The 11,990-nt window shown below is 65.5% G+C and carries 10 protein-coding genes; 8 read left to right on the forward strand and 2 right to left on the reverse strand.

From position 1 onward, the window contains the following. Nucleotides 1-11: 11 nt before the first annotated feature. From NLI84_RS15920 to NLI84_RS15930, 3 genes are all read left to right on the forward strand, one after another. On the forward strand, nt 12-1,976 hold the full coding sequence (locus NLI84_RS15920; protein ID WP_255991660.1) for an ABC transporter ATP-binding protein: 1,965 nt from the start codon (nt 12-14) through the stop codon (nt 1,974-1,976). Between the two features lie 90 nt (nt 1,977-2,066). Continuing rightward, nucleotides 2,067-2,726 carry a carboxylesterase family protein gene (locus NLI84_RS15925; protein WP_255991661.1) on the forward strand — a complete coding sequence of 220 codons (660 nt, stop codon included), beginning with the start codon at nt 2,067-2,069 and terminating at the stop codon, nt 2,724-2,726. 266 nt (nt 2,727-2,992) lie between these two features. Beyond that, the gene (locus tag NLI84_RS15930) at nt 2,993-4,054 is read left to right on the forward strand and encodes a MerR family transcriptional regulator (RefSeq protein ID WP_255991662.1); all 1,062 of its coding nucleotides are present in this window, start codon (nt 2,993-2,995) and stop codon (nt 4,052-4,054) included. 11 nt (nt 4,055-4,065) lie between these two features. Here the strand turns inward: NLI84_RS15930 and NLI84_RS15935 are convergent, their stop codons facing one another. Then, complete coding sequence (locus NLI84_RS15935) at nt 4,066-5,502, reverse strand: aryl-sulfate sulfotransferase (RefSeq protein ID WP_255991663.1); 1,437 nt, start codon at nt 5,500-5,502, stop codon at nt 4,066-4,068. A gap of 333 nt (nt 5,503-5,835) precedes the next feature. Here NLI84_RS15935 and NLI84_RS15940 point away from each other — a divergent pair, with 333 nt between their 5' ends. From NLI84_RS15940 to NLI84_RS15960, 5 genes are all read left to right on the forward strand, one after another. After that, nucleotides 5,836-8,076, forward strand: a complete 2,241-nt coding sequence (locus tag NLI84_RS15940; RefSeq protein ID WP_255991664.1) for a DUF4034 domain-containing protein — start codon at nt 5,836-5,838, stop codon at nt 8,074-8,076. 116 nt (nt 8,077-8,192) lie between these two features. After that, on the forward strand, nt 8,193-9,173 hold the full coding sequence (locus NLI84_RS15945; RefSeq protein ID WP_255991665.1) for a WG repeat-containing protein: 981 nt from the start codon (nt 8,193-8,195) through the stop codon (nt 9,171-9,173). A gap of 339 nt (nt 9,174-9,512) precedes the next feature. Next, the gene (locus tag NLI84_RS15950) at nt 9,513-10,886 is read left to right on the forward strand and encodes an LLM class flavin-dependent oxidoreductase (protein ID WP_255991666.1); all 1,374 of its coding nucleotides are present in this window, start codon (nt 9,513-9,515) and stop codon (nt 10,884-10,886) included. Between the two features lie 41 nt (nt 10,887-10,927). Next, nucleotides 10,928-11,518, forward strand: a complete 591-nt coding sequence (locus tag NLI84_RS15955) for a malonic semialdehyde reductase (protein WP_255991668.1) — start codon at nt 10,928-10,930, stop codon at nt 11,516-11,518. A 6-nt stretch (nt 11,519-11,524) separates the two neighbouring features. Then, a complete protein-coding gene (locus NLI84_RS15960; RefSeq protein ID WP_255991669.1) occupies nt 11,525-11,797 on the forward strand; it encodes a hypothetical protein in 273 nt (90 codons plus the stop codon). A 111-nt stretch (nt 11,798-11,908) separates the two neighbouring features. Here NLI84_RS15960 and NLI84_RS15965 read toward each other — a convergent pair. Then, nucleotides 11,909-11,990, reverse strand: an 82-nt coding sequence (locus NLI84_RS15965) for a PhnA domain-containing protein (RefSeq protein WP_255991671.1), incomplete at its 5' end; no start/stop codon positions are given.

The following is an 11,990-nucleotide window of genomic DNA, read 5'->3' on the forward strand; positions in this document are numbered from 1 at the left end:
CAAGGAATACGATGACTTCCGCTTCAAGCACCACCCACCAGCCCGTGCAGCAACGGGCACCCGGCACTCCCGTCCTGCCCGATACACCGTTTCGTTTCATCGGCTACTTTGTCGCCCAGTTCCGCTGGTGGTACGCCGCGATGCTGGCGGCCGAAACGCTGAATGCCACCTGCGGCATCATGATTCCGTACGCTCTGTCGCGCGTGATCAAGGGCGTGACCAGTGCGCAGGAACAATCGCTGGCGCTGATCGATGCGCTGCACGTGCCGCTGATGATCTTCTTCGCGTTCTCGATCGGCGAAGTGCTGTTCGGCCGGCTGGCCGGCGGCATCCAGATCCGGCTGGGGCCGCGCCAGCGCCAGAACGTGACGCGTCACGTCTACCACTATCTGCAGCACCATTCGCATCGCTATCTCAGCAATAACTTCGCAGGCGCGCTGGCGCACCGCATCAGCGAAACCTCGATGGGTGTGACGCAGACGTTGTGGTCGCTGATCACCGAGTTCTGGCCGATCTTCATCGTGTTCAGCGTGTCGATCGCCCTGCTCTACGGCGCCCACCCGTCGCTTGCCGCCTTCGTCTTCATCTGGGCGGTGCTGTTCATCGGCATCTCCTACGCGCTGGCACGCCGTGCACAACCGTATGCGTTCAAGGCCTCGAGCGCGCGCAGCGAAACCACCGGCCAGGTGGTCGATTCGGTGACCAACCTCGCGAGCGCCCGGCTGTTCGCCCGGCTCGGCCACGAGCGCGCCCTGCTCGACGAAACGCTCAAGCGTGAGCTCAAAGCAGTACGCACCTCCAACGGCTATTCGGAGCGGGTGCGCTGGTTTCAGTTCTCCGCCGCCGCGGTGCTCAAGATCGGCACGCTCTACTACGCGCTGCAGCTGTGGGGCAGCGGCGAGATCGGCGTGGCCGAGTTCGTGATGGCGGTGAGCCTGTCGCTCCTGATCATCAACGAAGCACGCAACCTGTCGCGCCGTTTCCTGGAGTTCTTCGAATTCATCGGCAACGTCGCCAACGGCGTGCACACCATCGTGCGCTCGCACGAGCTGATCGATCAGCCCGGCGCCAGCCCGGCGACGATACGCGACGGCCGGATCGAGTTCCGCCAGGTGGATTTCGGCTACGGCGGCGAGCGCCGCGTGTTCGATAGCCTGAGCCTGACCATTCCGGCCGGGCAGCGCGTGGGCCTCGTCGGCTTCTCGGGCTCGGGCAAATCGACCTTCGTCAGCACGCTGCTGCGGCTTTACGACCTCGACGGCGGCCAGATCCTGATCGATGGCGTCGATATCCGCACCATGACGCAGGACGCGCTGCACAGCCAGCTGGGCCTGATCCCGCAGGACCCGACGCTGTTCCACCGCTCGTTGCGCGAGAACATCCGCTACGGCCGGCTGGAAGCGAGCGATGCCGAGGTGGAGGACGCCGCGAGAAAGGCGCACGCGCACGATTTCATCCTGCAGCTGCGCGAAGGCTACGCCGGCATGGTGGGTGAGCGCGGCGTCAAGCTCTCGGGCGGCCAGCGCCAGCGCATCGCCATCGCCCGCGTCATCCTCAAGGATGCCCCCATCCTCATCCTCGACGAGGCGACCTCCAGCCTCGATTCGATCACCGAGCGCGCCATCCAGGAAACGCTGGACGAAGTGATGAAGGGCAAGACCGTGCTGGTCGTCGCCCACCGCTTGTCCACCATCGCCCATCTCGACCGCATCCTGGTGTTCGACGACGGCCGCATCGTCGAGGACGGCAGCCACGCCGAACTGTTGGCGCTGCGCGGCGCCTATTGGCGGCTGTGGAGCAAGCAGTCGGACGGCTTCCTGCCCGAGAGCATCGACGGCGAACCCAAGGCACCGCTCGAAGCAGTACCCGCCGGTTCGGCCACGCCGGCCGCGAGCGCCGGTGCGCCCAAGCCGGTGGAGACGGGCGAAGAAGCCGAACGCAAACCGAGGATAGACCCCGATGTGTCGTTCGCCTGAGCCTATGCAGCGCCTTTTCACCGCCACGATCGGGGCCTTCCCCCGAACGCGGCGGGCAAGTCCACGCAGTACCCAACCAAGGAGTACACCATGAGCATCGAACAACACGTCTACGCCACCGCCCGCGCTGGGCTGCCCTATCTGTACGCGCCCGCCCTGGGCCATAGCACGGCGGCGCCCTTGGTCGTGTTCCTGCACGGCGCAAAAGACAGGGGCAACGATCTTTCCAAGTTGCTGGCCTGGGGCTTTCCCAAATACGTGAACGACAACGCCCCACTTCCCTACTACTGGCTGGCGCTGCAGATCCCCGAGGGCACCACCTGGCCCGAGTGGCAGGAAGAGCTGTTCGCGTTGATCGACAAGATCCGCGCCGTGCACGACATCGACCGCGTGGTGTTGTCAGGCTTCAGCCTGGGTTCAGCCGGTGTCTGGCAGATAGCCAGCCGCCACCCCGAACGCTTCGCTGCCGTCGTCGCCGTGTCCGGCCGAGTCCCCGAGGCTGTGGGGGAATCGGGCCTGGCGGCACTGCGGCGCACGCCCGTGTGGGTGTTCCATGGCGACGCGGACGACAAGGCACCGGTCGCCGGCGCCGCCAGCGCGGTCAGCACGCTGCAGGCACTCGGTGCCCCGGCGCAACTGACGCTGATCCCGGGGGGCGATCATTTCATCGCCGATGAGGTCTACGGCAGCGAGGAGTTGCAGGCATGGCTGGTATCGGTACGGGCTGGCGCAGCGGTGGCAACGGTTTGAGTGGCTGCGGGCCGCGGATAGGCGATCCTCCCGGCACTTGAAGCAGCGCGCGCCTGGCGCAGGCCACCGCTACCGCTCCCCTCTGCCCCCTGCCCCTTCATGGTAAGGCGGCAGGGGGGTCCCGGCATTCAACTGCTCCGACCCGTGAACCGGAAAGCGCAGGCCACAACGGCCGACAGCCGTGGCGCATCATGGTGTTGACCCAGCCCTTGGGGCCACCCTCAGGCTGTCGTTGACCAGTTGGTCGACAACCGGGAAGGTGAGCCATGAGTTCTTCCATACGATTTCTGAACGCATCCGAAGCCGCGAAACGGCTTGGGGTATCCGCCAAGGCCCTGCGCCTTTACGAGCAACACGGTCTGGTGACGCCGAGCAGGACCATGGCCGGATATCGGGCGTACAGCCCAGAGGATGTGGCGCGCGCGGCCGAGGTGGTGGCGCTGCGTCAACTGGGCCTGAGCCTTGCCCAGACCGGGCTTGCGCTCGACGGCGATATGCGCAGCCTGGAAACGGCGCTGCTCCACCATGAAGCGGCGCTGAATCGGGACATCCAGAGCATTCTGGAGAAGCTCGACAAGGTGCGCGATCTGCGCGCCGGTATCGCAAGCGGGAAAATGCCAGCGCAGGGCGACCTCAACCATCTGCTTGATCGCGCCGCCGCGCCTGCCGTCGCGCTCACACTACCCTGGCCCTGGGGTGGCGAGTGGTTCGAGCTGCCTGATATCCGCCCCATCAATTACATCATCGGCTCGCTGGGCAGCGGCAAGACGCGCCTGGCCTGGCAGTTGGCGCAAGCGATCCCGGGCGCGGCCTTCGTCGGCCTGGACCGGCGGCTTGCCCCGGACGACATGCCAACGCGCCCGGCAGAGGCCGAGGCGTGCATGCGTGAACGCGCCGCCAGCGTCCTGAACTGGCTGCTTGAGGAGGGGGCGACCAACTCGGATGCCCTGATCGCGTTGCTTGCTTGCCTCTCAGCCAAAGGCCCGACCGCCTTGGTCATCGATCTGGTCGAACAGGGGCTGGACCAGGCCACGCAGGAGGCCCTGGCCACCCATCTACGCCACCGCGCAAGAGAGGGCGCCCGGCCCCTGTTCCTGATTACGCGCTCGTCCGCCCTGCTGGATCTGGCTATGGTGGGTTCGGATGAGGCCATCATCCTTTGCCCGGCCAACCACAGCCCGCCCAGCCGGGTTGCGCCGCTCCCGGGCGCCATGGGCTATGAAGCCGTGGCCACCTGCCTGGCCTCCCCGGCAGTGCGCGCCAGAATCGCTCATCCCCCGGCCCCTGGCGCCGAAGCGCTCGCAACAGGCAGGCCGGGGCCTCGTTAACGCCGGTTGGCCTACTCGGCCGTCAGCACGCAAAACACCGCGTCGGGCTGGCTGGTATCGATCTCGGCGATCACCGTCTCCGAAACCCGCCCTGGAGCCGCAGCCCCGGGCACCCGGAAGGTGGCGACATCGATCGTCGCGATCTCCACCTCGTCCGGGTGCGGCAGCTGCGGCACCCAGTCGTAGGGAACGCGGTAGGCGCGGTAGACCAGGTTGAGCGCATGGCGGCCGCTGCCCCAATACGGGCTGATGTATTCCCACACCAGGGTGTGCTCGCGCGTCACCTCGAAGATGCGACCGTTGGCGCCCTCGGTGATCAGCGTGTTGCCATTGGGCAGGCGCTGCGCGCTGCTGATGAAGGGGCTGTAGAAGCGTGCGGCGTCGAGCGGTACCACGAAGCCAGCCTCTGCCGGCGTGTACTGCCAGACGATGGCGAGTGTCACCGGGTCGATTTCCAGCACCCGCGAATAGTCGCGGCGCACGTGCTGTACGCCCTGCGGCGCGGCCGGATGCGGCTCGCCGTAGCCGGCCCAGCCGCCGTTGTCGAACACCAGCAGATTGCCCTCGCCCGGCAGCCCGCGCGGGATGATGTGGGCGTGGTGCTGGCCGATGATCCAGCCCAGTTCGCGTTCGGCGGTGCTGCCGTCGTAGCGCGGCCCCAGGCGCCAGACCACCTTGCCGCTGCGCCGGTCGGTGATCGCCATCAGGTTGGCGTCGCGCGCATCCCAGATGATGTTGTCCGGATGGAAGCGCTCGTCGCCCTGGTCGTAATGCCGGTTGGCGCCAATGCGCGACAGCGAGTTGATATGCAGCCAATCGCCGATCGGGCCATCGGCGCGCGGCCGCAGGTTGGGGTTGCGATAGATCGCGGCGCGCGCCGCCTCGTCAAAGCCCAGCTCATCGTAGTGGTCGCTGGCCCGCCACTCCCACACCACCTTGCCGTCCCAGCTCACCTCGACGAATTTGTCGTCGAGCAGCTTGTATTCGGAGATTTCGGGCCGGCTCACATCCTCGTGCACCAAGAGCAGCGTCGAACCACCGCTGACCCTGGGCTCGAACTGCGGCGCGTAGTAGCCAACAGGATTGCCCTCACGCTGGAAATCATGGTGCTGGCGCGCGTACCAGCGGGCGGGCTGGCCTGGATCGGAGATGTGTTCCAGCTCGCTGAAGCGCCACACCACCTTGCCGTCCCAGTCCACTTGCACCAGGTCCAACTGGTCCTGGAAGCCATGCTGCGGATCGCGCCTGCCGGTGCTGCCCAGCACCTGCCCGCCGGGCAAGAGCTTGTTGGGAAAGCCCTGCAGGCCGCGCCACAACTTGACCTCACGGCCGTTCATGTCGATCAGCAGCGCCCCAAGGTCGGCAGCCTGGAACAGCGTGTAGCCGCTCCACGCAGCCTCGGGATCGTAGCGCGTAGCGCCGGTGGGGTAGACAGTGGGGTGACCCATGGGATGCTCCTGGACAAGAAGAGGTACAGCCCATCGAGCAAGTGACATGCCAACGGCGTGTTTCCGCCATTGGCCGAGCAAACCGGCAACTTGGCGAGCAAAACCGATGCAGCAGCCTTGCCCCGATTCGCTGGCATGCGGCTTTTTGCGCAGTGCGGCCAGCAGCTTGCAGCCAGCACAACAGCGGCATTCCCGCGGTTTCTCGTAACGCCGCGTGATCCGGCCCCCATCTGAAGTCGGAAGTCCACCACCCCGAATATTCTTACCCCATCAATACAATTTTCGTCAATTCACACATAATGCCTCCCTCAAATCAAAGGTGGAGAGCCGGTCATGTGGTGGGAAAAGCAGCGTCGCAACATCAAATCCTATGCGCCCGCTTCAACGTGTCTTGCGGCTACTGTCCTGCCTTACCACCCCTGGCTGCCAAGCGAGCTGCCATACCCGAGTCCGGCGCTAGCGCTGACCATCCACGATCATCTGCACGCGGGGCGATTTGCCGAACTGCACGCGCTGCTGCAAGCCGAGACCGAAGCAGCGCGGCGGGATGTGCAGCGCGAAGAAACCCTCTTCCACCTGCTGGTCAGCGATGGCGACACGCTGTTTGCCCATGGGGCCGAGAGTCATGCGCGCCTGCAACAATGGCGTCAGGCAGCACCGGAATCGGCGCAGGCGTGCCTGCTTGAAGCCGCCTACTGGCAGTTCTGCCAGCATCGGCTCAGCCTCTTTCGCGGCTGCGATCCGCAACAGGACCGACTGGCCCCGCGCGATGCCACAGCCAGTGCCGCCAGCTATTTCAGCGATCTGCTGCTGATCGCAGTGCTCGACGCGCTGGAGCGCGACCCCGCTTTGTGGCCGGCTCCGGCGCTCGCGCTGTTCCATCTTGGCGAATACGACCCGGCCGAGCCGTATTTCGACCTCTGGCTGGCGGACCTGCTGGCAGGTCGGGACAGCGAACACAGCACCACCAGCCCATACAACCACCAGGTCGCCGACGACGACACCGAACGCGCCGGCGTGGTGCGCCTGCTCGCCCAGGCCGGCCTGCCATCCGACTCCGAGCGCAGCTTCCCGCGCCAGCGCCCGGCCAGCCTGCCCGCCATCGAAATCGGCCGCAACGTCTACGCCGATGACGAGAATGGCGCGGCTGATGCCGACCCGCCCCAAGGAATGTGGCAACGGCTGAAGCAAGGCCTGGGCGGGAGCAAGCCCGCGCTGCGTTACGATCTGGATGGCAGCAACTGCTGGCTGATGGATTACTTCCTGCGTCTAAGCCAGGCGGCCCATCCAACCGTGTTCTGTGTACTGCCCGCACGCGCCTGGCATCTCGATGACGAGCGCCTACAGGCGTGGCTCGATAGCCGCGAGCTCGCCCACTTGGATGAGACCCAGCGGGCACTTGTGGACTACCCGCGCTTTTACCGCTGGCTGTATCACAACACCGGCATCAGCTATGACCCTGATGCGCAGGCCGGCGCCGATGTGGTATCCGACAGGCTAGTCCAGGAACTGGCCAAGCCACTGCGCCCCGGCCAGCGCCAGTATCTGCTGCTGCAGATGCTCGACGAGATGAGCGACGATCATCCACAGCGCATAGTGGTGGCCCGTGAGATTGCAGAAACCGGCCCGATCCGCCATGGCTTGAGCACCAACAAGATCGAACATGGCCAGCTCAAGGTCTACGAAACCGCGCTCGAACACGGCGCCGACTGGCTCCCAGCGATGCTGGAGCGGGCAGTGCACGAGCGCGCCAACACCACAGCCATGCTGCTGTATGCGCGGCTGGCCGAGACCGGTGAAGGCGGATTCATGGCCAACCCAGCTGTTGCCCAAGCCTGGTACGCCGAAGCGGAACGCCATCAGCCACAGAACGACGCCTGGTATGACATTGCCCGGACCCTGTCCGATGAAGCGGCTGTGGATTTCTGCCGCATCGGACTGCACGAAGGGAACGGGCAGTGCGCAAGCTTTCTAGGCAGGCGCTGGCTCCAGGGCCGGGTAGCCGGCACGCTGGATGATGTCGTAGCCTGGATGGAACTCGCGCATACCCACAGCATGCACGAGAATCCACCGTGCTTGAGCCACGCCGATGTACTGCTCACCTGCTACGGGCGGCAGGCGGTTGCCGCAGACGATGAAGGCAAGCGTGAACGCGTGCTCGCCAAAGCCAGCGGCCTGATCACGCTGCTGATCGCCGAGGACGAACTGATCGATCGTAGTGGCAACAATCTTGATGGACTATGCCAGCTGCTGCCCTGGCTGCATGACGAAGCACTGCTGGAATACGCCATTCCGCTGCTGGAAAAGCGGGTGCATCGTCGTCGCCATGCCCTCGCCATGTTGGCGCTCGCTGCCATCCGTGGCAACCCGCGCAATGGGCAACACCACGACTACCGCGACGGCGTGCGCTGGCTGATGGCGGCAGAAGCGGCCGATGCCGAGGCGGACCATGGCGCGCTGATACAGGTCGTAGGCCGCGCAGTGTTCGAACCCGATGCCGCAGCGAGTGCCCATTTGCAGGCGATGCGCGACAACATTCTCCCCGAAGAGCTGCTGGACCACGACGACACTTGAGCAGTTGCGCTGTGCCCCGTTGTTCTCGGTGCGATCACGGTTTCAAGCATCCCATGAACAGGGCCGGCGCGTTGCGGCCCGGTGTATCCTCACCCCCTCTTTGCGCAGGGAACACGATGAACAATCTCACCGCACTCGATGCCGCGCTCTGGCTGCCCGTCGAAAACCGCGGCGGTCAACAAGGCTATGCCGACCGCCACGGGCACATCGTCATCGCGCCGCGCTACCACGAGCTTGGCGCATTCTGCGCCGGGCTCGCGTCGGCGAGCATCGACCCGGATCGCGAAGCGGGCTACGGCTACATCAACATGGATGGCCAATGGGCGATCAAGCCGCGCTTTTTCAGCGCCGGCGATTTCGCGGACTGCGGCTTGGCCCCCGTCAGCGTGGCTGGCGAAGGCTATCTTCACGGCTACTGCAACCGTAGCGGCGAGCTGGCAATTCCGGCCCGCTTCGACAACGCCCGCGCTTTTGATACGCACGGCATGGCGCGGGTCGAAACGGCGGGCAAACAGGGCGTGATCGATAGCAACGGCGACTGGCTGATCGCGCCGTGCTACGAGCGACTCGGCGATTTTTCCGCCAATGGCCTGGCCCGCGCGGTGAACGACGACGGTCGCGTCGTTTTCATCAACCGCGCAGGCGACACCATGCTGGCGCCGGATTTTGACAGCGTCTTTCCTTACTGCGCGGAAGGCCTGGCCGTGGTGGTGCGCGATGAGCGCTACGGGTTTATCGACGGCAGCGGCGCCACGGTGCTCGCGCCGCAGTACGACGACCTCGCCGATCTGAGCCAGGGGCTGGCGCGGGTCGAGATCGCAGGCCGCTATGGCTACATCGACCGCCAGGGCAAGCTGGTGATAGCCGCTACCTTTGCAGACGCCAGCAGCTTCATGCCTTGCGCTCTGGCCATCGTCAGTGACGAAGCCGGCGAGCGCTGGGGCTGCATCGGTCGGACCGGAAATGTCGTCATCGCTCCGGATTTCGACGACATCCAGTTCGGGCTTTACGCGGATGTGCTCGAAGCCAGCCGCGACGGGCGCGAAGGCTATATCGATCTATCCGGCAACTGGTTGTTCGACCTGCGCTTAGGGTGAACCGCAGCAACCGCCCTGGGTGATGCTCGGCTGCCGATGTGAACTGCGGCCGACGCCGCAGCGACTACCTGTCTGGCTCGACCAGCCTCGCTGCTGCCCCTGCAGCAAACGCTGCGGCTTTTTGCACAGTGCGGCCAGCAGCTTGCGCCAAGCGCAACAGCAGCACCTTAGGCCCCACCTCGCCCCGGCACTCTCGCACACGGCAACGGCCATAAATCCTCATTTAATTTAGTCACTTACGCGCGATCAGCCATGCCAGCAACGAGCTGGTACACCCCTTGCTAAATCGGCCCCTGCCTGCAGCCTCGCGGCTGCCCAGTCCTCACCAGGAGCCTCACCATGAGCAAGAAACGTCAGATCAAGCTCGGCGCCTTCCTTTCGCCGACCGGCCATCACGCCGCAGCCTGGCGCCACCCGGATACGCATCCGGCCGGCGCCACCGAGTTCGAGCACTTCAAGAAACTGGCGCAGATCGCCGAAGCGGCCAAGTTCGACGCCATCTTCACTGCCGACAGCGATGGCCTGTGGCGTGGCACCGGTGATCGCAACCTGCGCGCCAAGAGCGGCCACAGCGCCGGCAGCAGCTTCGAGCCGATCACGCTGTATTCGGCGCTGTCGGCCGTCACCAAGAACATCGGCTTCGTCGCCACCGCCTCCACCACCTACAACGAGCCGTGGCACATCGCGCGCAAGTTCGCCTCGCTCGACCTGCTCTCGGGTGGTCGCGCCGCCTGGAACGTAGTCACCTCGGGCAATGCCAACGCTGCGTACAACTTCGGCCTGGGTGGCCACCCGGAGCATGCCGACCGCTATCGCCGCGCCGAGGAATTCGTCGAGGTGGTCAAGGGCCTGTGGGATAGCTGGGAAGACGACGCTCACATCTACGACAAGGCCGCCGGCGTCTACACCGATCCGGACAAGCTGCACGAGCTCAACCATGTGGGCGAATACTTCAAAGTGAAGGGCCCGCTCTCGGTGCCGCGCTCGCCGCAGGGCCACCCGGTGATCGTGCAGGCCGGCGCATCCGAGCCGGGCCGCGAGCTCGCCGCCAAGACTGCCGAAGCCATCTTCGCCGCCTGGCAGACGCTGGAAGACGCGCAAGCCTTCTATCGCGACGTAAAGGGCCGCGCTGCCAACAAGTACGGCCGCAATCCGGACCACATCAAGATCCTGCCAGGCGTGTACCCGGTGATCGGCCGTACCGAACAGGAGGCGCTCGACAAGAAGGAACAGCTGCGCCAGTTGATCGATCCGGAAATCGGCCTGTCGCTGCTGGCGAGCCTCGGCGGATCGGACGCGCTGCGCGACTACGACCTTGACGGCCCGGTGCCGCAGGATCTGCCGGAAACCAACAACAACAAGAGCCGCCAGCGCCTGCTGCTGGACCTGGCCGCACGCGAGAACCTCACCATCCGCCAGCTCTACGAATGGGTGGCGGGCGCACGCGGCCACCGCGTGATCCACGGCACGCCGGAAAGCATCGCCGACCAGCTGGAGGAATGGTTCGTCAGCGAGGCGGCCGACGGCTTCAACCTGCTGGCGCCCACCTACCCCGGCGGCCTCGTCGACTTCATCGACCTGGTGGTGCCCATCCTCCGGCATCGCGGCCTGTTCCGCACCGAGTACGAGGCCTCCACCCTGCGCGGCAACCTCGGCTTGGCGATCCCGGAAAACCGCTACTCGCTCGAGCGCAACGCGCTGAAGTCCGCCTGACCGGCCATACCCCGCCCCCACTGTGGGCGGGGTTTCCCACCATGACCATTCCGCTTCCCGCCGCCACTCTCGCGCAGCTGTTCTACGACGCGCGCACCGTCCAGCGCTTTGCCGATATCCCAGTCAGCCGAGAAACGCTCACCCAGCTCTACGATCTGGTGCGCCATGGCCCAACCGGCTTCAATGCGCAGCCGGCGCGCTTTGTGTTCGTGGAAAGCGTTGATGCCAAGGCACTGCTGGCGCCGGCGCTGTCCGCGCGCAATCGCGAACGCGTGCTGGCAGCACCGGTCACCGTGCTGATCGCCTGGGATAGCCGTTTCCACGAGACCCTACCCCGCTTGTTCCCCGGCTTTGATGCGCGCAGCTTCTTCGACAGCCATCCCGCGCTGATCGAGTCCTCGGCCACCAGCAACGCAGCGCTGCAGACCGGCTATTTGATCCTGGCGGCACGGGCACTGGGCCTTGCGGTGGCGCCGATGTCGGGCCTGGACACCACAGCCGTCGATGCTGCGTTCTTTCCGGACGGGCGCTGGCGCACGCTGTGGATCGCGAGCCTGGGCTACGGCCTCGCCGATGACTTGCCGCCGCGCCTGCCGCGGCTGGCCGAGGACGAGGCCGTGCTGTTCCGCTAAGCCGGCTTGCCGCTCGGCCTGCATCATCTGGCCGTGGCACCCAGCCATCGCGGCCAAGGCATAGGTATGGGCATGGGCATGGGCATGGGCATGGGCATGGGCATGGGCAGAATGCTGGTCGAATACGCACAGACGAAGCTGGCCGAGGCGGGAATTCCCCGCTGCAACATCTTTGTCTACAACGCCAATACCCACGGCAATGATTTCTGGATGGGCATCGGCTGGGACGATCCGACAACCTGGCGTGTGCTGCAAAAGCGGCTCGTCATCTCGATCTGATGCGCGGCCACCTCGGCCTGGCGATTCCGGAAAACCGCTACTCGCTCGAGCGCAACGCGCTGAAGTCCGCCTGATCGGCACTACTGCCCTGCCCGCACTGCGGGCGGGCATTCAGGCCTTTTTAACGAACTCCGATTTGAGCTTCATCGGTCCAATGCCGTCGATTTTGCAATCGATATTGTGGTCCCCATCG

Origin of the sequence: Chitinolyticbacter albus, assembly GCF_024437655.1 — a bacterium.
Lineage (GTDB): Bacteria > Pseudomonadota > Gammaproteobacteria > Burkholderiales > Chitinibacteraceae > Chitinolyticbacter > Chitinolyticbacter albus.

Coding starts and splice junctions, on each gene's coding strand:
- NLI84_RS15930 (WP_255991662.1), top strand. CDS start 2,993: ATGAGTTCTTCCATACGATTTCTGAACGCATCCGAAGCCGCGAAACGG.
- NLI84_RS15920 (WP_255991660.1), top strand. CDS start 12: ATGACTTCCGCTTCAAGCACCACCCACCAGCCCGTGCAGCAACGGGCA.
- NLI84_RS15950 (WP_255991666.1), top strand. CDS start 9,513: ATGAGCAAGAAACGTCAGATCAAGCTCGGCGCCTTCCTTTCGCCGACC.
- NLI84_RS15955 (WP_255991668.1), top strand. CDS start 10,928: ATGACCATTCCGCTTCCCGCCGCCACTCTCGCGCAGCTGTTCTACGAC.
- NLI84_RS15940 (WP_255991664.1), top strand. CDS start 5,836: ATGTGGTGGGAAAAGCAGCGTCGCAACATCAAATCCTATGCGCCCGCT.
- NLI84_RS15945 (WP_255991665.1), top strand. CDS start 8,193: ATGAACAATCTCACCGCACTCGATGCCGCGCTCTGGCTGCCCGTCGAA.
- NLI84_RS15935 (WP_255991663.1), bottom strand. CDS start 5,502: ATGGGTCACCCCACTGTCTACCCCACCGGCGCTACGCGCTACGATCCC.
- NLI84_RS15925 (WP_255991661.1), top strand. CDS start 2,067: ATGAGCATCGAACAACACGTCTACGCCACCGCCCGCGCTGGGCTGCCC.